The sequence below is a fragment of the Proteus sp. TJ1640 genome (genome assembly GCF_003144445.1).
GTDB classification, from domain to species: Bacteria; Pseudomonadota; Gammaproteobacteria; order Enterobacterales; family Enterobacteriaceae; genus Proteus; species Proteus penneri.
On record NZ_PENY01000027.1, the window covers coordinates 231,734 to 253,326 of the forward strand.

Here is a 21,593-nt window from a genome sequence, read left to right on the forward strand (position 1 = left end):
TATTTGAACCAGTGGATCATAAAAGAGATTTATAATGAAAAATTTATGTGAGTTTGATTATCTATCCCCTGATAAGGATATTGAATCATTAAAGCGTTCTATTGTTTACAAACTAATGTTTATCGTTGGTACATCGCCAAAATATGCAACCCCAACAGATTGGTTAAATGCAACTTCTTATGCTATCAGAGACCGCTTAGTTGAACGTTGGTTAAAATCGACCAAAGCGGAACTTTCACCGAAAGTAAAACAGGTTTATTACATTTCGATGGAGTTTCTTATGGGGCGCTTTTTAACAAACGCCATGCTCTCTTTAGGTGTTTATCACGAAGTCAAAGAAGCATTAAAAGAATTAGGGCTTGATCTTGAAAAGCAAATCGAACTTGAGCCAGACCCAGGTTTAGGTAATGGTGGTTTAGGTCGTTTGGCTGCTTGCTTTCTTGATTCATGTGCCACACTAGGTTATCCCGTTACAGGTTATGGTATTCGTTATGAATACGGCATGTTCCGCCAGCAAATTAAAGATGGCGAACAACATGAAGTTGCGGATAACTGGCTTGAAAAAGGTAATCCTTGGGAATTCCCTCGTTATGATCTGCAATTTGAAGTCGATTTTGGTGGGCGTTTACAACAAGAAGGTGAGAAAAGTTATTGGGTTGATACCTTCAATGTTATAGCACAACCTTATGATTCTATTGTTCCAGGTTATAACACACAAGCGACAGATACCATTCGTTTGTGGTCAGCCAAATCAAATGTTGCATTTAACTTAGGTAAATTTAATAAAGGTGAATATCTAGAGGCAACCGAAGCAAAAGATCGCTCTGAAAATATCTCTCGTATTCTCTACCCTGATGATTCAACAATGTCAGGTAAAATGTTGCGTTTACAACAAGAATATTTTTTAGTAAGTGCTTCTGTTCAAGATATTTTGCAACGTCATTACCATCTGCATCAACGTTTTGATAATCTCAAAGATTTTATTGCAATTCATCTTAATGATACTCATCCCGTGCTGGCTATTCCTGAGTTAATGCGTCAATTGATGGATAAGCATGAATTTAGCTGGGATGAGGCATGGAAGCAAACTATTCAGATATTTTCATACACCAACCATACATTAATGGGTGAAGCATTAGAGACTTGGCCTGTTGAGATGCTAGGTCGTTCGCTTCCTCGTCATTTACAAATTATTTTCCAAATTAATGATAAATTCTTAAAGCAAGTTAGAGAACAATATCCTAATGATAACGACTTATTACGTCGTGTTTCTATTATTGATGAAGAAAATGGTCGTAATGTCCGTATGGCATGGTTAGCGGTTATTATTAGTCATCAGGTTAATGGGGTTTCTGAACTTCATAGCCAATTAATGGTGCAATCTTTATTTGCTGATTTTGCGGCGATCTATCCTAAGAAATTTTGCAATATAACTAATGGGATCACACCACGTCGTTGGTTGGCATTAGCAAACCCTTCTCTCTCTAAAACAATTGATAGCCATATTGGTACAAATTGGCGAACAAATTTAGAGCAATTGGGTGAATTAATGCCATTGATAAAAGATAAAAATTTCTTGCACCAATTAAAAGATTCAAAAAGTATCAATAAACAAAGTTTTGCTCGGCTCATTAAGGATGAGTTAAATATTGATATTAATCCTAATGCACTATTTGATGTGCAAATAAAACGTATTCATGAATATAAGCGTCAACTTCTCAATGTGTTAGGCATTATCACTCGTTATAATCGCATTTTAGAAAATCCAGATAAAAACTGGATGCCTCGCGTATTTATTTTGGGCGGTAAAGCTGCATCAGCTTATTATAACGCGAAGAAAATTATCAATCTTATCAACGATATTGCAAGCAAGATTAATAATGACGAGCGTATTAAAAACAAACTAAAAGTGATCTTTATTCCTAATTACGGCGTAAGTTTAGCGCAACATATTATCCCAGCGGCAGATTTATCTGAACAAATATCATTAGCAGGAACAGAAGCTTCTGGTACAGGAAATATGAAGCTAGCCCTAAATGGTGCATTAACCATCGGCACACTTGATGGTGCTAATATTGAAATTGGTGAACATATTGGTTTTGATAATATGTTTATCTTTGGCCACAATGCACAAGAAGTGGCAGAGTTAAGACAGCGTTATTCCCCTCGTCGCTATTACGATGAAGATATTGAGTTACATACTGCGCTTAATCAAATAGCTAATGGTTTCTTTAATCCAACTTATCCTGATAAGTACAAATCAATTTTCGATAGCTTAATTGAATTTGGCGATCATTATCAGGTATTAGCCGATTATCGTAGCTATGTTGATACTCAAGATAGTGTTGATCTTCTCTATCAAGATGAAGAGGCTTGGTTGAAAAAATCGGCGTTAACTATCAGTCAGATGGGCTATTTTTCTGCGGATCGTGCGGTAACAGAATATATGCAACGAATTTGGAAAGCTTCTGCGATTACATTGTAAAAACTAAGCTAAATTTCTAAGGGTAGAACAGTAACTGCGCTTTATTGCTCGGTTACTATTTTGGAACATTCAAAACACATTTTTATACGGTAAGCGCAACGTCTTACAGTTTCTAAAATAGATTCAAAAAGAGATGTTATATCTTCACTTCTTTTTATTAAGAAAATTTGTTTTATTTATGAAATATTTTATTATTTTTTCTGTCAAAATTTCTTTTAATAAAAAAGGAGTTTTTATGAAAAGTATTTCAAATATCTTTGCAATTAAAAGAAAAAATACAGAAAATGTTTTTAATAACGATAATTTAAAAGGTTATGTGAAACTTTTAAATAATATTAAAGATATTAAAAACACCCCTTTAATAGACATTCCTAGTGGTTGTAATGGAAAGAAAGTTAGTGTAAATATTACAGAAATTAGTCGCGCCTTACTATCAAAAATACTAAAAATTTATACACCTACAGAAACATCATCTCACGGAATTAGTAAAGAAAACAAAGAAGAATCAATAAAACTATTAAATAAAGCTTATAAAAAAATAGATAAAAATATTTTAGGCTGGTGGAAAGATGAAATAAAAATTCTTCCTTCATCTATAATTAATCGGACTATTGATAATTTATATAAAAATGACAAAATTATTATAAAAAAAGAAACTAAACATATTTTATTTTTTTTAATCTCTAAAAAATTTAATCTAAATTTAGATGAGAATGCTGCGCAAAGTACAATGATCCAACATTTACAAGATATCCCTGAAGTCGTAAAAGCAATAGATGACTTGGGGAGCTCTGAGAATTCATATTTAAAATATGAAACTCATTGTTTAATAACTGAATATATTTATAATTTCTTATCAGAAAATAAAGTTGATTTTTCTAAAATAAAAGAAGCAGTTAAAGAAATAGCTGAACGAACATTGGTTACTCCTAAAAATGAATTAACTCAACCTTCTCCTTATTCTAAACATACTCTTGTTTTTTTGTGAAAAATAAACCATTAATCTAATGATAGACATTATGTGCAGCCAGATGTACATTTTATCTACTTTAAGTAAAATAGGAAAACACAATGGCCTCACATCTTACACTACAAAATATTGAAACCCTTGCTATGCAATTATACTTTTGAGATCATTCGTAACAATGTGAACGATATTTTAACCGTGACAGATGAAGAATTAATTTCGGCTATGCAGTTCTATGCCCAGCGAATGAAAATGATTGTAGAGCCAACGGGTTATTTAAGTTTGGCGGCAGCTCGTCAATTTGGTGATAAATTAAAAGGTGAGAAAATAGGCATTATTATTAGTGGTGGTAATGTCGATATTGCGCAATATGGTCGTTTTTTAGCACAATAAAAAGATATTATTAACAATTAAAAAAGCAGTATGGATTGTTTTCATACTGCTTAAAATCATAAATATATTGCCATTCAATTAAGATAACGAAGGTGTTTTTTGCTTAGTCTTTTTTAATTAAGTGCAAAAGTGATCCCCGCTTCTTTACACAATTGCGTTAAATTCTCTTTTAATTTTTGATTTTCTTCAGGCAATAAATCGAGCTGAGGCAAACGCATATGACCGCCATCTAAACCACGTATAGTTAATGCTGATTTAAATATTGCCATATTCGCGCCAGACTTAAGTGCATCACTAAATTTCACACAAAATTGTTGCCAGTGTTTTGCTTTTTGATGATCACCTGCAATATAGGCTTTATACATATTCACAAATGGCTCAGGGAATACACATGCACAACCTGAAACCGCACCGTCACAGCCTGCATCTAATAAACCTAAGAATAATTTATCGTAGCCATGAAGGACTGAAAAAAAACCGTCTGCAATCGCAAGATAACTTAATGTTGTATTGTTATCAGCAAAACTGTATTTAATACCAATTACATTTTTACACTGTTGTTGTACTTTTGCCGCTAATTCTGGCTTGATATTATTTGCGGCACATTGTGGAATATTATACAAATAAACAGGAAAATCATCTGGCACGCTATTTGCCACTGTCACAAAATAGTTTTCTAATTCTCTGTCTGTCGCACCAAAAAATTGTGGCGTCACCACACCAATACCATCGGCACCAATTTCAACGGCATGTTTCGCTAATTCAATGGTTTCGATTAATGTCATTGCGCCAACATGAATAAAGACCGGTAAACGCTTATTCACTGTTTCAACAACGGTTTTCGCAACATTTTTACGTTCTAATGCAGATAAACGCAACATTTCCCCTGTTGTGCCACAAGGATAAAGGCAATCAACGCCTTTGGTTACTAGCATTTCAGTTAATGCAGATAATGCTTTAATATCGACTTGATCATTTGAATCAAACGGAGTAACCATTGCCACTGTAACGCCAAATAATTTTTTCATATTAAGACCTTTATTAAATCAGATTGCTTCAACAATAACTTTAATTGCCAACATGCCAGGATCATCTAAACCAATAGATTTTTCTGGAAACATACGCGCTCGACCTAATAAATTAGGTTTTTGACGAAATTCAGTAAGTGTACTTTCGACGCTTTGTAAGGCCGCTACTTTTAGATCATCGATAGCTAATGGTTTCAGTGCTTCAGATAAATGGTAAAGAATATCGAGTACGGATTTTTGTCCTAATTCCCCTTTTCCTCTCGCCATCATACTTTGATATGCAACGGTTAATAGTGGTGAAATGTCGGAAGACGATATTTCTTTAATTTGGTTTTCTTTGCAGTATTTTGCCATTGCCATAAAAGCGGTTGCTTGCAATGTGCCAAAAGAAGATGCACAAGCTTTTTGTAATGATTTACTGCATTGAAAAAGTGCTTTGCTTAGATCATCAGGCCAATCTTGTGAATCGTCTGCAATTTGTCGCCAGCCTTTTTGCATGGTGATCCCCAAATCTCCATCACCTAGGCGACTATCGGCTTCACACAACATTGGTTGAAATTTTTCGCAAGCGATAGCGATTCGGTTCACCGCTTGTTTGAGCATTTCAAGCGTAATAGTCATCGCTATACCCTCCAAAATGCACAATGAGCTGGTGCATTCATCAAAATTTCTAGCTCATCATCTAATTTGCACAACGTTAAGCTTGCTCCCGTCATTTCCATAGAAGTGGCATAACGGCCAACTAATGGATGCACAATTGTTGCACCCGCTTGATCAATCAGCTGTGCAATTTTGTTGTACAAAATATAAAGTTCTTCTAATGGTGTAGCGCCTAAAGAGTTAACTAATACAGAGACTTTATCACCCGTTTTTAATGATAATTCTGTTTGTAAGCGCTCAAACATCTCTTGTGCAATATCATCTGCACTGCGTAATTTATCACGCCAAATTCCCGGTTCGCCGTGAATACCCATACCCATTTCCATTTCATCTTCACCAATTTCAAAAGTGGGATGCCCTACTGCGGGTAAGGTGCAAGATGTCAACGCACAACCAATAGTTCGTGTATTTTCCATGGCTTTTTGAGCAATACGTGTCACTTCATCAAGCGTTGCCCCTTCTTCAGCTTTGGCGCCCGCCATTTTAAAACCATAAATCATCCCAGCAACACCACGGCGTTTGTGCGCTTCTTCTGGCTTTGCAGAAGCGACGTCGTCAGTAGCTAAAACAGTTGTACAACGAATGTCATCTTCAAAATCAACCGTTTCAGTTGCCATATCAAAATTCATAATATCGCCACCATAATTGCCATAAAGTAGCAATACACCTAAGCCACTATTGGCTTCACGAATAGCATCTGCCATTAAATCGGCGGAAGGTGAAGCAAAAACATCTCCCACAGCAGCTGCATCTAATAAGCCTTTACCGACATATCCAGTGAATACTGGCAAATGACCAGAACCTCCGCCTGTTACAATACCCACTTTCGGCTTATCTGTTTTTTTTGAACGAGTAATCAATCTTGGCTGTGGTTGACAATAAATATCACTATGAGCAAGGCATAAACCCGCTAATGTTTCATCGACATAATTTTCTGGTTTATTTAATATTTTCTTCATGTGATCACCCGATATTTTTAGTTATCTACTGATTTCTGACATCTTAAATTAATTTTATTTAAGATGAGTTTTCCCTGATACTTAAAAAGTATCTCTCTATAAATAAATGCTTATTATTAAATAATTAATATTAAATAGGTTATTTATTTAGCTTTAAATGCACCTCTAATTTGCATAATAACAATAAATAAAAACACACTGGCTAATACCATCGAAATAGGTCTATTAACAAAGTTAATTAACTCACCATCAGCTTTCATTAATGATGAGAGTAAATTTTTTTCTAACATTGGTCCTAAGATCATGCCCAAAATAATAGGTGATATGGGGAATTTACGTTCTTGAAGGAAATAACCGATAACACCCATTACTAACATAACAATAATAGAAGACATCGTATTTGTGATTGCATATGAACCAACGATACTAAATAGAATGATTGCTGGGTAAATAATCGCATTATCAATAGCAACAATCTTCTTCAATAAATTGACAACAATAAAAGCAATCGGCAGTAAAACAATATTAGCAATAAAAAAGATAATAAAAACAGCATACAATTTATCGGGATTAAATAAGAATAGTGTTGGCCCTGGTTGCATATCTTTCATATACAGTACACCGATAATAATTGCAGCCGCAGAATCACCGGGAATACCGAAGACTAGAGATGGGATCCAACTTCCGGCTAAGCTTGCATTATTACTCGCTGAAGCATCAACAATACCTTCCTCAGAGCCATGACCATATTTCTCTGGTTTTTTAGAGAGTTTCTTTGAAACGGCATAAGAGATCCATGCTGCAATATCGGCTCCCGCGCCGGGTAAAGCACCAATTAATGTTCCTATTATTCCGCTACGGAAAATACCGCTCTTACGTTGACGAACAACACTTCCCACACCTTTAAAGATATTGTAAGAGTTATTTTCCACATGCATTTCTGTTAGTGTAATTTGTTTTTCTTTCCAACGTTCAACGTAATATTTGATAGCACCAGAAATAGCAAATAACCCTATCATTGCCGGAATAAAGCTGACTCCTTGCATTAGAGAAACTTCACCGAAAGTAAAGCGGGCTTGACCTGTAAACTCATCATAACCAATGGTGGCTAATGCAATACCAAAAAACAGTGCTAATAAGCTTTTTCGAATATGTGAACCTGAAACAATAGTTGCACAACTTAAACCGATTAAAGACAACCACATATATTCGTAAGAGCTAAATTTTAAAGCAAACTCAGCTAAAATGGGGGCTGTTGAAGCTAATATAATCGTGCCAATAACGCCACCAATCACTGAGCTTGTTAACGACATACCTAATACACGGTTTGTTTTACCCTCTTTAACTAAGGTATGTGCATCATTGGTATAAGCTGCCGATGCAGGCGTACCCGGAATATTTAATAAGGCTCCCGGAATATCCCCCGCAAATATAGAAGACGCTCCGACAGAAATCATTAAAGCTAATGCAGGAATGGGGTCAAGAAAAAAAGTAAATGGCACCATTAATGCGATAGCCATTGTTGATGTTAACCCAGGAATTGCACCAACAAATAAACCAAATAAACAAGCACCAATAACGACAAATATTGTTGTGTAATCAATATAAGCAAATGCGCTAATTAATATATCCATACTGTTGTTCTCTATTTATGAAAATAGCTGAGGTAGCGGTACTAACAGTACAGCGGTAAATAAGTAATACACTCCTAACACCACACTGGCTGAAATAATAAAACTATATATAGGTTTTGTTGTTGCATATTTCATCATTAGTGGTGCTGTAATAATTAACCCAGTTAAAATAAATCCTAAATAATCAGATGCAAGCACATAAAAAAGAATAATGCCAATAATGAATAACACAAACTTTATTTCATGCCACGTCACTAATGGAATATCACTTTCTTGATTACGTGAAAATATATCTATTAATGAAAATATAATCATGCCACCGCCAATAATAGAAGGCATAAATGCGGCACCATATTCACTAAAATCACCTAATGAATACGCACTATAAACAATAAGAAATAAACCAAAGCAACAAAATATGAGCGATAGAATATGACGATTTAGCATAGGCATAAAAACGGCTGTTGTTCAGCCGTTTCCTCAGTTATTTCTTTATAATTTCGCCAAACTTTTTATCTTCATTGGCCATAAATTGAGTGGCATCATCGCCATATAGTTCAATAACTTCAAATCCTTGTTTATTTGCAAACTCGGCTAATTCACCAGAGGCATACACTTTTTTCATTGCAGCAGTAAGTTTGTCTTGTATTTCTTTATCAAGATCTTTAGGGGCAACTAACATATTCCATGCTTGTAAATCCCAATTATAAGATGTGGCTTCTTTAAATAATGGTACATCAGGATAAAAAGCGGATTTCTCATCGGACATAATGGCCATATGTTTTACTAATCCCGCTTTTACCATACTGTCGGCTTCACCTAATGAAGATGTCACTATATCAACACCCCCTGATGCTAATTCTTGTAATGCCGCACTCGCACCTTGAGAAGGAATAAAGCGAATAGCATTATCGGGTAATCCAGCTGCACGCAACATACCAATAGTATTCAAATGCCAGATTGAATTTAAACCACTACCGGAAGCTTTTAATTTACCCGGATTGGCTTTCGCGTAATCAATAATTTCCTGTGCATTTTTAAATGGCGAAGATTTCCCAACTTGTAATCCACCATAAATAACAGCAAGACGCGTAATCGGTGTGTAATCTTGATACGTTAAATTAGTCATCCCTTGATGATGCATCATGGTAATTTCAACCGTTGCAATTCCTAATGTGTAGCCATCAGGTTTTGCATTTTTAATGGCATCATGACCTACAACACCACTGCCACCTGTTTTATTAACCACATTAACAGTAACGCCCAACTCTTCTTGTAGCCCTTTTGCTGCTAAACGTGCAACCGTATCGGTATTACCGCCCGCAGCCCAAGGAACAACAATAGTAATCGGTTTTTCAGGATATTGAGCGAAAGCCGGAAGTGTAAAAATGGAACTGCATAGGGTAAATGCCAGAAGTGTTTTTTTCATTATATGCACCTTTTCTCATTGCAGATTATTTGTGGCCGAATATCTTCAAGCCTTGATTTAAGGCGAGCCTGAACTTGGGAAAGAACCGGCATTGCTGTTACGCCTTTTTGTTCTATAAATGCAGAGAGGAAAGCACTGGCAAATAATACACCCTCATGCATTGTGCCTCCTGCTGCTATCTTTGATGCAAATGCGCCATTAAACGCATCTGTTGCTGCCATCGTATCCACACGTAACGATGGCATAGGTGGAATATGGAATGTGGCTCGACCATCAAAATAAACCACACCAAGCTCATCCATATAAATAATGACTTTCTTATTTTCATCACCAGAGATAACACCAATAGCCTGTTTAGCGTCATTAATGTCATTTATTTCAATATCAGCCCAATGTGATGCTTGATTCGCATTTAAGGTAATAAAATCAAGATGTGAATAAAGTTGTTTTAGGTTTTCGTTATAAGGCGCAACATTCAATATGATGATCTTATTAACCGACTTAGCAAATAAGGCGGCTTTAATATTGGCATCTATATTAATTTCGCCTTGGAGCAATAACACATCGGCTTCACTGACATACGGCAATGAAATATCAATTTCTTGTTCAGAAAAAGTGTTATTTGCACCTAAATAAGTTGCTGTAATATTGTTTTGTGTTTTATCTGCTAAATAGCTAATTGAACTGCCTGTCGGCTCTATTTCTGTTTGAAAAATAGTGAAAGAATCAATGCCACTTTCTTGTAAATATTTATAAGCATATTTACTAAAATGATCTTCACCGACTTTCGTTATTAAATGGACTTTGGCATCAGAAAAGCTGGCTGCCATCGCCTGATTTGTTCCTTTACCACCTGGGCCTATCGAATTGCTTTTTGAATTAATTAATTCACCGACTTTTGGAAAAGATTCGACATTAGCAATAATATCTACTACAAACGACCCAAGTACACAGACTTTGCCTTCAGGCTTTCTATCTTTTCGTTCTCTTACGATTAATAAATCGTGCAATAAACATGAAATATCGAAACTATCACTAAATTTACTTATTTTTTTAATTTCTTGTTTCCCTAGTATGGCGCCACCATGACAACGTTTGATCAACCCTTCTCCTTCAAGGTATTTCAAATCACTGCGAATAGTTTCCAATGTGACACTGAATTTTTCCGCAAGTTGAGCCACTTTAACTTTCTTTTGTTCCCTGATGATGGTGTAAATTTCCTGTCGCCGTTCTTCTGAAAACATATAAAGTGCCTCCGTATCATTGCTAACGAGAATAAGGAGATCAGGTCTGTGATTCTGCGATGGTATTCAAAACAAAAAACCAAAAACAGAAGCAAAACCAAATCGACGCAATTTAGATCACATTTTTTTAACACAACATCAATTGGTATACGTTAAAAATGAGAGGTGAAACGAGTCGAATAAAGAATAGTGATTAAGAAAAGAGAGGTAAGATCAGCCGTTCAAAGACGGCTGATAAAATAACGACTTATATTATTACAAAAAATGATAGTTCTTAAATGTAAATATAATGTTAAATATAATTATGTTGGTAATTAGTTTAACAAACCATTAAGCAGATAAAAGCCCACTAAGGTCAGTAAAACCACCATTAATGTACTGCGTATTTTAAGCGCTAATCCTACACATAATAAGGTTCCCCAAAGATAAGGATTATCTAAAATACCTTTAAATTCACCTTTTTCTAACAGTACAATGGGTGCACAAATGGCGGTTAATAAACAAGGTGCAGAATAGCCTAATGCTTGCCTGATCACTGACGGCAATTTGACGGGGATCGCCGGTTCAAGAAAGAAATAACGCAACAGGAAAATGACGAGTGCCAAAATTAATAATAACGACCATGTCATTTTTGTTCCCCTCTGACTCTAGCAACACAAACAGCAACAAACATGCCTGTTAACCCACCAATAACGACGCCACCTTCTATATTCAACCAACTGAAAATAATTGAGAGACAAAAAGAGACAATAACACCCACTAATGTACTGAATGTTTTTATTAACGGGATCACAATTGCCAATAACGTGGCAACAATAGAAAAATCAAGATGATAACGCGATAAATCAGAAACTTGGCTTGCCATAATAATGCCAACAATACTGACCGCCACCCATGCTAAATAAAAACATAATCCTGCACCGATCATATAAGCAGGTGTTAGTTTCACTTTAGGTTGTGCTGAAACCGCAAAAAGCTCATCCGTTAATAAGAAACCTATCGTAATACGTTGATACCATTTTAAATGAGCAACATGGGGGCGTAAGGTTAAACCATATAAAAGATGTTGGGCGGTAATAAAAAAGACAGAAACAATAATTGTCAGCATCCCTGCACCAGAAACAACTAACCCTAATGTCACTAATTGCGCCGCACCTGCAAAAATAATGGCAGACATTCCGATACTTTGTGCAAAAGTTAATCCTGCATCAACCGCCATTGAACCTGCGAGTATTCCCCAGGGGATCACCGCAAGGCATAAAGGCAAAACATGCAAAGCGCCTAAACCAAAGGCACGCATGGTTTGCTTATCTTCAGTGTTATTTTTGATTTTTTCCATTTACCTGTCTTCACGTCTAATACATTAATTCTATGGAGAATGATTATCAGTCAGTAAAGATAAATGGGATTGTATAAAATTGCTATTAAAAGCTTTCGTGTGTGTGGTGTAAAAAAGTTTGATGCAAATATTCAGCTTGCATAAAATTGCTCAACCTCACCCATGCCGTTGGTGTATTTTTGCTGGAACAAAAATTTGATGAACTTCTAAGTTTGTCTGGTTAATTAATCCCATAACCAGTCGGAAACAGTGTGATGCTAATTCAGGATTATTTTGTGCAACAGTATCTATTGGAATTGATAATGAATCATACAAATAGTGATCATCAAAACCCGCTAAATAGACTTCATTTTGCATAATTTTATTTTGACTTAGATAACGCAACACGCCATCCAATAAGCCACAAGCAGACGTAAAAACAAACTTAGGCGCGCGCCCTAAAGAGGCACACAAAGAGCCAAACATTTCATAACCGGAACTTGAGTGGTAATGTCCATGAATGATCCACTCTGATTTTAGATTGATTTGTGCTTGTGAAAGTCCTTGCGTAAAACCTAAAAGGCGATCTTTAGTTGGTGAAAGCGTTGATTGCCCACCTAGGAAAAAAAATTCATCAATACCTTTTGTTGAAGCAATCTCAGCAATAAGTTGTTGTGTCGTAGTTATTGAATCGGTGACAACAAAAGGCAGCGTTGTTCCTTCAAAATAACGGTCAAATAACACAACTGGAATTTGTTGACTCAAACGCTGATACTCAACATCACTTTGTAAACATGAGGCAACAATCAAACCATCGATTTGACGTGATAAGAGATGTTCTATCGCCAGCGTTTCTTGAGCCGCATTTTCATCTGTACAAGAAATAAGTAATTGAATACCCGCTTCTCTACATAATATTTCTAGTTCATACGCCACAGAAGCAAAACCATAGTTAGTAATATCAGGAATAACCAATCCTAATGCATAACTACGATTATCACGTAAAGAGCGAGCATGAATATTAGGCTGATACTGATATTGTTCAGCAATAGCCGTAATACGCGCAATAGTATCATCAGAAACGCGCATTTCTTTACCTCGGCCATTTAATACTAAACTTGCCGTTGTTTTTGAAACGCCTGCTAACTTTGCAATATTGGTGATCGTGATACGTTTTTGTTTTTTCACTATTATTCAACTTAATGTTACATTCGCTGAGCGTAGACTATTTTATCGTTTATATAATTGTATTTAACTAAGTCATGCATTCTTTAATTGCCAAGTTGTGAGGTTTATTGTGTCTTTTCCCAAGAAACAGATTGTCTGCTCTTCTGAAGGGAAAAAACGGCTACTCATCACACCGGCACCACCATTAAAGAAAATTTCCACACTAGAGTTATCACATAATATTTGAAGATGTTTTATATCACCAGACCAGAAACGTGATTGCCATTCTCCAGTTTTAACACTACGACGTTTTAACACGGCTTGGTTATTTTCAATAATTAAAGCAAGAGTATCAGAAAAATGAATAGTCAGAGAGCCGAATAGTTCTACTTCAAGTTCAAACGAAAATCCATTAATGTCTGGTGCATCATCAGCAATACCCTGCCAATATGCTGGATTTTGTCTGAGTTGCTGTAACTCTTTTACAGGTTGTTGATAAAGCTTATTTTCTTTTATATGTAATTCACGAGGGCAAGTCATTTGATGTATCCAACCATTAGCAATGGTTGGTTGATACATCTCTTCACCATCAGGAACTCCCATCCAACCAAATAATAGACGTCTGCCATTCGCTAATGTTGTTTGAGGCGCATAAAACTCAAAACCTGCATCTAGTTCGATTAGCTCACCATGCTGAAATTGTAATGTTGAATAATCAAAGCTTCCTATTAAATAAGCACTGGGATGCGAATTTAAAAATCGATGTTGCTCTCTTTTTATACCTTGGGGACAAGTTAATAAAATAAAATGTCCATTAAGCTCAAAGAGATCTGGGCATTCCCACATATAACCCGCATCCTTTAAGCCCCCTACATGACTTCCGGCTAACTCACCGACTAATTGCCATTGATATAAATGAGACGCACGATAGAGCAAAACCTTACCCTGTTTATCTAAGTTTTGTGCGCCTAATACCATGTACCAGATATCATTATATTGCCAAACCTTCGGATCACGGACATGACCACTATAGCCATCAGGAAGCCCTAATACAGGCCCTAACTTATCAAAACCTCCCTGCTGATTTTCAACGGCTAAACATTGCCATGCAGTACGAGAGCCATCCTCAAATTTGACGTTACCGGTATAACAAAGAGTTAATTGCCCTTGGTGGATCACAGCACTACCGGAATAACAGCCATCTTTGTCATAAATTTCATCAGGCAGTAAAGCAATAGGTTGATGCTGCCAAGTAATCAAATCCTTTGAACGCCAATGACCCCAACATTTATGTTTATGTTCACAAGACAAAGGGTTCCATTGATAAAACAGATGATAATATTCACCATCAAAACAAAACCCATTAGGATCATTTAATAACCCAGTTACTGGCGCTAAATGCCAATATGGATAATATTTATCTTTTATGGCTTTAGCGCTATTACGCATGACCGATTGTAAAATCGCAGATAACTCTTCGTTTGTGTTCATTTATGCAGACTCCACTTTGTATTTCAGCAAAAGAGAGATAACAAACGCAGTCACAAAAGCAATCACAAGGCCAATAATATAATTCATAATTGAACCAGCTTGCACGATTGCAATACCCGGAATAGCAGTCAATCCTACAGCTGTCATATAAACATGTGAGCCTACAACCCAAGCACCCCCAGCTGCACCACCAATTAACGCAGCAATAAAAGGTTTTCCATAACGCAAATTAATCCCGAAAATTGCCGCTTCAGTGATACCTAACATCGCGGAAAAACCTGATGGGATTGTGATTGCTTTAATTTTTGCATCTTTAGTTTTAAACCAAACAGCAATACAAGCACCTCCTTGAGCAATATTCGCCATTGCCCAAATCGGCAATAAAAAGTTAACGCCAATATTAGGGTTACCTAATAAACCCGCCTCGACAGCATGAAAACTGTGGTGAATACCCGTAATAACAATCACAGAATAAAGGCCACCAAAAATTAGCCCTGCTATCCAACCCGCTTGTGTAATTAAGGTGCTTAATAGTAATGAGATACCATCACCTAAAAGGCGACCAACAGGCCCTATGACTAATAACGCCACAAAGCCCGAAATAATAACGGTTAAAAATGGCGTGATAATTAAATCAAGAGCATTAGGAACAACTTTACGTAATTGTTTTTCCAATACACTCATAAACCAAACGGCAAGTAATACTGGGAAAACAGTACCTTGGTAACCAATCATGGCAACTTCTAACCCAAAGAAATTCATGGTGTTAAAGCCAGCGGCAACACCCCATGCATTAGTTAATGCAGGATGCGTTAAAATACCACCGAGTGTTGCACCAAGATAAGGGTTTCCGCCAAACTCTTTTGCCGCAGTAAAACCAATCAAAATAGGCAAAATAATAAATGCCGCAGAGCTACACATATCAAGCATGATATAGAGTGCATTATCAGGACTCACCCACTGGTTAGTTTTCATTAACCCAAGTAGCCCCATTAATAAACCTGACGCCACAATGGCAGGAATAATGGGCACAAAGATATTAGAGAGCAGTCTTGCTATTCGTTGAAATGGATTGAGCTTTTTAGCCGCAATATTAGCTGCTTCGGATTTGCTCGATTCACCAATGCCCGCCGCAGCAATAAAGGCAGCATGTACTTTATTGACTAAGCCAGTACCAAAGATAATTTGGATTTGCCCAGCATTACTAAAACACCCTTTCACCCCCTCTAATTTGTTTATTGCTTCTTTATCTGCTTTTGAGTCATCAACAAGAACAAGCCTTAGGCGTGTAGCGCAATGTGCTGCACTTGCGATGTTTTCAGCACCACCTAATAAAGGTACAAGCTGGTGAGCCACTTTTTCAATATTCATCATAGCCTCTGTGATTCTTTTTTATTTATGTAGCGAGTATTTAGTTTAATCAAAAAAACTAAACCGGTTTAGCTAACAATTAGATTAAATAAAAATCAATTCAAGATAGCAATGAAAACTCAGTTAAAAGGCTTTTAATTGTGATCTAAGTTACAAAAAAGTACATTTATTAATCATATTTTGACTTTTAAAAATAGTTAAAAATAACGTTTAGCTAAACAAATTTTAATTTGTTGTTTAGCTAAACAGGTTAATCGGTTGTTAGATAATTATAGCTTCTAAAAATGACTTTTGAGTATTAGATAAAAATGACTATTGAACTAACAAAATCATATAGATAGAAATGAATAAGCAGACTTTAAAAATGTTACTGATAACATCAGAACACTTAACTAATCAATATATATTTATTTATACAAAGATGTTAATCAAATGATTAAATATAGCTAATACAAAAACTTAAGGTAACCTTTAAAAACTGGTAACTCTTGTTATAAATCACTTTTCTTTGATGTAAAGCAACTACAACTTTTAGGAAATACGTAGTATCCACATTAACAGTTGGGTTTTATTACCTACGTTAAAGTGGTTATTTTTTAACAACAATAACAATAATTATTTCTTTATAAGCTTGTTGGCTTCTGTTTCTTCTTAAAATGTGAATAATCAAGTGAGTAATGTATGAAAAACATCAAAGAGATGGCGTTACTTTCCACTCCCTTATCTCGCCGTCGTTTTGTAAAAACAGGTGCAGCGGGTGGTTTAGCAATAACTGCGGGTGGATTATCCCTTCCCTTTCATCAAGCTGTTGCCTCAGAAACACAATCAACAATAAACAGCGAAAAAATAGTATGGAGTGCCTGCACAGTAAACTGTGGTAGCCGCTGCCCATTACGTATGCATGTGGTTGATGGCGAAATTAAATATGTAGAAACTGACAATACAGGCAATGATGTCTACGAAGAATTACACCAAGTTCGTGCCTGTTTACGTGGTCGCTCAATGCGTCGTCGTGTTTACAATCCTGACCGTTTACGCTACCCAATGAAACGTGTGGGTAAACGTGGCGAAGGTAAGTTTGAACGTATTTCATGGGATGAAGCATTTGATACTATTTCAGATACCATGAAACGTTTAATCAAAGATTATGGTAATGAATCTATTTATCTAAACTACGGTACAGGAACTTTAGGTGGCACCATGACAAAATCTTGGCCACCAGGTGCAACGCTAATTGCACGTTTAATGAATTGTTGTGGCGGTTATCTTAATCACTACGGTGATTACAGTACGGCACAAATCGCAGCGGGTTTAAATTATACCTACGGTGGTTGGGCAGATGGTAATAGCCCTTCAGATATTGAAAACACCAAACTTGTCGTGATGTTCGGTAATAATCCAGGTGAAACACGTATGAGTGGTGGCGGTGTTACCTATTACGTTGAACAAGCCCGTGAGAAATCTGATGCACGAATGATTATCATCGATCCGCGTTATACCGATACGGGTGCAGGTCGTGAAGATGAGTGGATCCCTATTCGTCCAGGAACTGATGCCGCATTAGTCAATGCCTTAGCGTATGTCATGATCAAAGAAGACTTAGTCGATAAGCCTTTCCTAGATAAATATTGTGTTGGTTACGATGAAACGACGATGCCAGAAGGTGCACCAAAAAATGGCCACTATAAAGCCTATATTTTAGGTGATGGCGCAGATGGTCAGCCTAAAACGCCGGAATGGGCAGCGCAAATTACCGGTATTCCTGCTTCACGCATTGTTAAATTAGCCCGTGAAATTGCAACAGCGAAACCTGCTTATATTACACAAGGCTGGGGGCCTCAACGCCGTTCTAACGGTGAGCTTGCTTCTCGTGCTATTGCGATGCTCTCTATTTTAACGGGGAATGTGGGCATCAATGGCGGTAACACTGGTGCTCGCGAAGGCTCTTACAGCATTCCTTTTGTTCGTATGCCTACATTCACTAACCCTGTCACCACCAGCATTTCCATGTTTATGTGGACGGATGCAATCTTACGTGGTCCAGAAATGACAGCAACTCGTGATGGTGTTCGTGGTAAAGACAAACTTGATGTGCCTATTAAAATGGTATGGAACTACGCAGGTAACTGTTTAGTAAACCAACATTCTGAAATCAATCGTACTCACGACATTTTGCAAGACGATAAAAAATGCGAAATGATTGTGGTGATCGATAACCATATGACAGCATCTGCTAAATATGCCGATATTCTACTTCCTGATTGCACTGCATCAGAACAGATGGATTTCTGTATGGATGCATCGGCGGGTAATATGGCGTATGTCATTTTTGCAGATCAAGCAATTAAACCTCGCTTTGAAAGCCGTAATATCTATGAAATGACCAGCGAAATTGCAAAACGCATGGGTGTAGGTGAAAAATTCACTGAAAATCGTACTCAAGAAGAATGGTTACGTCACCTTTACGAACAATCTCGTCAAAACTTACCCGAACTTCCAACTTTTGAAGAATTCCGTACTCAAGGGATCTTCAAAAAACGCGACCCAGAAGGTCACTATGTTGCTTATCGCAAATTCCGTGAAGATCCTGAAAATAACCCATTAACGACACCATCAGGCAAAATTGAGATTTATTCTTCTCAACTTGCTGACATTAAAGCGACATGGGAACTTGCATCTGACGATGTCATTGATCCACTGCCGATTTATTCTGCTGGTTTTGAAAGCTATGGTGATCCGGCAATGGAAAAATATCCATTACAAATGACGGGTTTCCACTATAAATCACGTACTCACTCAACTTATGGCAACGTAGATGTTTTAAAAGCGGCATGTCCACAAGAAATATGGATAAACCCTGTTGATGCATCAAAACGAGGTATTAAACACGGTGATTTAGTGCGTATTTATAACGATCGTGGTGAAGTTAGGATCAACGCAAAAGTGACACCTCGTATTTTACCCGGTGTAGTCGGTTTAAGTGAAGGTGCTTGGTATAACCCAGATAGTAACCGCATTGATCACGCTGGTAGCATTAACGTGTTAACGACACAACGCCCTTCGCCACTAGCCAAGGGTAATCCTTCTCACAGTAATCTTGTTGAAGTCGTCAAGGCGTAAGGAGTCTGGTTATGTCAACGCAATATGGTTTTTACATTGATTCAAGTCGTTGCACCGGCTGCAAAACCTGTGAACTGGCGTGCAAGGATTTTAAAAATTTATCCCCTGAAGTCAATTTCCGCCGTATCTATGAATATGCCGGTGGTGATTGGACAGAGCAAGATGGTGTTTATACACAGAACGTTTTTGCTTATTACTTATCTATTTCATGTAACCATTGTGACGATCCTGCTTGTGCAAAAGTTTGCCCAAGTGGTGCAATGCATAAACGTGAAGATGGTTTTGTTGTCGTTAATGAAGATATTTGTATCGGTTGTCGTTATTGTCACATGGCATGCCCTTATGGCGCACCACAATTTGATGAAGTTAAAGGTCATATGACCAAATGTGACGGTTGCTATGAACGTGTAGCTGAAGGCAAAAAACCGATTTGTGTTGAGTCTTGTCCACTACGTGCATTAGATATGGCACCAATTGAAGAATTACGCGCTAAATACGGTGATTTAGCTGAAATTGCCCCACTTCCTTCAGCAAAATACACCAAGCCAAATATTGTCCTTAAATTAAATGCCAATAGCCGTCCTGTGGGTGATACCACCGGTCATCTGGCAAACCCAGAGGAGGTGTAAGATGGTGGGATTGCATGAATGGCCACTGATGTTCTTTACAGTTATCGGTCAAAGTGTTGCTGGCGCTTTTATTATCATGGGATGCGCTATTCTTTCGGGTAAACTCTCCGCAGAAATGAACCGAAAAGTACATTACAGCATGTTTGGACTCTGGGCATTAATGGGAATTGGCTTCCTATTATCTATGATGCATATGGGAACCCCATTACGCGCATTTAACTCATTATTTCGTCTTGGTCACTCATCATTAAGTAATGAAATAGCCAGCGGTTCAATTTTCTTTGCCCTGGGGGGGATTTACTGGTTACTGGCTGTACTTAATAAAATGCCTGCTGCATTAGGCAAATTATGGGTCGCACTGGTTATGGTATTAGCCGCATTATTTATTATCGCGATCTCTCGTGTATACCAAATTGATACCGTGCCAACGTGGTATAACAGCTATACCACATTTAATTTTGTGCTGACAGCCTTTATCAGTGGTCCTATTTTAGCAGCGCTCTTAATGCGCATTGCAGGCTTTAACTTAAACTGCGTTAGTGCATTGCCATTATTAAGTGTTATCGCAATTGTTGTGAGTGCGATTGTGGCAACATCACAAGGCTTTGAATTAGGCGCTATTCAAACCTCTGTGCAAAAAGCAGTAGATTTAGTCCCTAACTATGGTGCGCTAATGGGAATTAAATTAGTGGCTTTAGTCTTAGGCTTAAGTTGCTGGATTGCACCACTTCTGCGTAAAAATAACCCTTCTGTTGCTTTATTAGCATTGGGCTTTATTTTAATGTTTGCCGGTGAGTTTATCGGACGCGGTGTATTCTATGGTTTACATATGACTGTCGGTATGGCGGTGGTTGGTTAATTAAAAACGCTGCCTTTAAACCGCTGTAATAGTTAAAAAGCCCGCACTTTTTATCTGTTATGGCGGTTTTCCTTTTATATTGCGGTATCACTCTTTTTTAATCTTCGTCATTATGTTTAGATAGAAAATCGCATATAGTAAAGACAATAAATCTAAGCGGATTATAAAAATATTATGGAACAACAACTTATTACTGATATTTCTCTCACTGCCCGTATTTTAGGTGCTGCGTTTTATTATGCGCCTACTGAGAAAAGTGACATTGTCGAGCTGCTGTCGAGTCAAAAGTGGGTTGAAGAATGGCCATATGGCAATGAGGAAGAGAAGCAGCGCATTGCTAGCCTTCTTTCACAAACCACATTGACAGAAGAAACTTTAGCACAAGCATATCAACGTTTATTTATCGGCCCTTACGCACTACCTGCGCCACCTTGGGGCTCGGTTTACCTTGATCATGAAAATGTATTATTCGGTAACTCAACATTAGATTTACGCGAATGGATGCTAGAAAATGGTATTGATATTGCGTTAACTCAAAATGAGCCTGAAGATCACTTTGGTTTAATGGTGATGATGGTAGCTTGGATTGCAGAAACTCGTCCTGAAAAGCTCAATGAGCTATTAGCCGAACACCTTCTGCCGTGGGCTTATCGTTATTTAGAAAAGTTATCTTTGCAAGGGGCATTCCCTTATTACGAAGGTTTAGCCATGTTGGCGACATTAACGCTCAAAAGTTGGCAATCACAGTTAAATGTGACCCCTGCTGAAAAACAGTTATTTTGTTGATTTACAATAGACCATAAAAATGTGAAGCCCTAAAGACGGAAAAAACTCTCGCT

The 21,593-nt window shown here is 37.2% G+C and carries 18 protein-coding genes and 1 pseudogene; 7 read left to right on the forward strand and 12 right to left on the reverse strand.

The window, feature by feature from the left end; translation table 11 throughout:
* The first annotated feature begins 34 nt into the window (after window positions 1–34).
* From glgP to DK861_RS13470, 3 genes and pseudogenes are all read left to right on the forward strand, one after another.
* On the forward strand, window positions 35–2,485 hold the full coding sequence (gene glgP / locus DK861_RS13460) for a glycogen/starch/alpha-glucan family phosphorylase (RefSeq protein WP_109400446.1): 2,451 nt from the start codon (window positions 35–37) through the stop codon (window positions 2,483–2,485).
* A gap of 235 nt (window positions 2,486–2,720) precedes the next feature.
* Window positions 2,721–3,473 (forward strand): hypothetical protein, encoded by a 753-nt coding sequence (locus DK861_RS13465; protein ID WP_162556784.1) that lies wholly within the window; start codon window positions 2,721–2,723, stop codon window positions 3,471–3,473.
* Window positions 3,474–3,596: 123 nt separating this feature from the next.
* Window positions 3,597–3,845 (forward strand): annotated as a pseudogene (locus DK861_RS13470) (pyridoxal-phosphate dependent enzyme); the annotation flags it as partial.
* A 113-nt stretch (window positions 3,846–3,958) separates the two neighbouring features.
* Here the strand turns inward: DK861_RS13470 and DK861_RS13475 are convergent.
* The 12 genes from DK861_RS13475 to DK861_RS13530 all read right to left on the reverse strand — a co-directional run bounded on the left by DK861_RS13475 (window position 3,959) and on the right by DK861_RS13530 (window position 16,146).
* Window positions 3,959–4,873 (reverse strand): dihydrodipicolinate synthase family protein, encoded by a 915-nt coding sequence (locus tag DK861_RS13475; RefSeq protein ID WP_109400448.1) that lies wholly within the window; start codon window positions 4,871–4,873, stop codon window positions 3,959–3,961.
* A gap of 18 nt (window positions 4,874–4,891) precedes the next feature.
* The gene (locus DK861_RS13480; RefSeq protein ID WP_006536785.1) at window positions 4,892–5,494 is read right to left on the reverse strand and encodes a dihydroxyacetone kinase subunit L; all 603 of its coding nucleotides are present in this window, start codon (window positions 5,492–5,494) and stop codon (window positions 4,892–4,894) included.
* Window positions 5,495–5,496: 2 nt separating this feature from the next.
* Window positions 5,497–6,492 (reverse strand): dihydroxyacetone kinase subunit DhaK, encoded by a 996-nt coding sequence (locus tag DK861_RS13485; protein ID WP_109400449.1) that lies wholly within the window; start codon window positions 6,490–6,492, stop codon window positions 5,497–5,499.
* A 143-nt stretch (window positions 6,493–6,635) separates the two neighbouring features.
* The gene (locus DK861_RS13490) at window positions 6,636–8,126 is read right to left on the reverse strand and encodes a tripartite tricarboxylate transporter permease (RefSeq protein WP_109400450.1); all 1,491 of its coding nucleotides are present in this window, start codon (window positions 8,124–8,126) and stop codon (window positions 6,636–6,638) included.
* A 15-nt stretch (window positions 8,127–8,141) separates the two neighbouring features.
* Window positions 8,142–8,579: a tripartite tricarboxylate transporter TctB family protein gene (locus DK861_RS13495; protein WP_109400451.1), complete on the reverse strand. Its 438-nt coding sequence runs from the start codon at window positions 8,577–8,579 to the stop codon at window positions 8,142–8,144.
* Window positions 8,580–8,610: 31 nt separating this feature from the next.
* Window positions 8,611–9,555 carry a tripartite tricarboxylate transporter substrate binding protein gene (locus DK861_RS13500; protein WP_109400452.1) on the reverse strand — a complete coding sequence of 315 codons (945 nt, stop codon included), beginning with the start codon at window positions 9,553–9,555 and terminating at the stop codon, window positions 8,611–8,613.
* A complete protein-coding gene (locus DK861_RS13505; RefSeq protein ID WP_109400453.1) occupies window positions 9,555–10,799 on the reverse strand; it encodes a ribokinase in 1,245 nt (414 codons plus the stop codon). The genes DK861_RS13500 and DK861_RS13505 overlap by 1 nt, the downstream gene beginning before the upstream one ends.
* Window positions 10,800–11,113: 314 nt before the next feature.
* Window positions 11,114–11,428, reverse strand: coding sequence for an AzlD domain-containing protein (locus DK861_RS13510; RefSeq protein WP_109400454.1), 315 nt, complete (start codon window positions 11,426–11,428; stop codon window positions 11,114–11,116).
* Window positions 11,425–12,138 carry an AzlC family ABC transporter permease gene (locus DK861_RS13515; RefSeq protein WP_237612092.1) on the reverse strand — a complete coding sequence of 238 codons (714 nt, stop codon included), beginning with the start codon at window positions 12,136–12,138 and terminating at the stop codon, window positions 11,425–11,427. Before DK861_RS13515 ends, DK861_RS13510 begins: the two co-directional genes overlap by 4 nt.
* Before the next feature lie 156 nt (window positions 12,139–12,294).
* Entirely contained in the window at window positions 12,295–13,308 is a 1,014-nt protein-coding gene (locus tag DK861_RS13520) for a LacI family DNA-binding transcriptional regulator (RefSeq protein ID WP_239452192.1), read from the reverse strand.
* Window positions 13,309–13,377: 69 nt separating this feature from the next.
* Window positions 13,378–14,775, reverse strand: a complete 1,398-nt coding sequence (locus tag DK861_RS13525) for a sucrose-6-phosphate hydrolase (protein WP_109400456.1) — start codon at window positions 14,773–14,775, stop codon at window positions 13,378–13,380.
* Window positions 14,776–16,146, reverse strand: a complete 1,371-nt coding sequence (locus tag DK861_RS13530; RefSeq protein ID WP_109400457.1) for a sucrose-specific PTS transporter subunit IIBC — start codon at window positions 16,144–16,146, stop codon at window positions 14,776–14,778.
* 681 nt (window positions 16,147–16,827) lie between these two features.
* Between DK861_RS13530 and dmsA the strand changes: the two genes are divergently transcribed.
* From dmsA to dmsD, 4 genes are all read left to right on the forward strand, one after another.
* Window positions 16,828–19,266: a dimethylsulfoxide reductase subunit A gene (gene dmsA / locus DK861_RS13535; RefSeq protein WP_109400458.1), complete on the forward strand. Its 2,439-nt coding sequence runs from the start codon at window positions 16,828–16,830 to the stop codon at window positions 19,264–19,266.
* Between the two features lie 11 nt (window positions 19,267–19,277).
* The gene (locus DK861_RS13540) at window positions 19,278–19,895 is read left to right on the forward strand and encodes a DMSO/selenate family reductase complex B subunit (protein ID WP_023582154.1); all 618 of its coding nucleotides are present in this window, start codon (window positions 19,278–19,280) and stop codon (window positions 19,893–19,895) included.
* Between the two features lies 1 nt (window position 19,896).
* Window positions 19,897–20,754 carry a DmsC/YnfH family molybdoenzyme membrane anchor subunit gene (locus tag DK861_RS13545; RefSeq protein WP_109400459.1) on the forward strand — a complete coding sequence of 286 codons (858 nt, stop codon included), beginning with the start codon at window positions 19,897–19,899 and terminating at the stop codon, window positions 20,752–20,754.
* A 174-nt stretch (window positions 20,755–20,928) separates the two neighbouring features.
* On the forward strand, window positions 20,929–21,540 hold the full coding sequence (gene dmsD / locus DK861_RS13550) for a Tat proofreading chaperone DmsD (protein WP_006536761.1): 612 nt from the start codon (window positions 20,929–20,931) through the stop codon (window positions 21,538–21,540).
* Window positions 21,541–21,593: the final 53 nt, after the last annotated feature.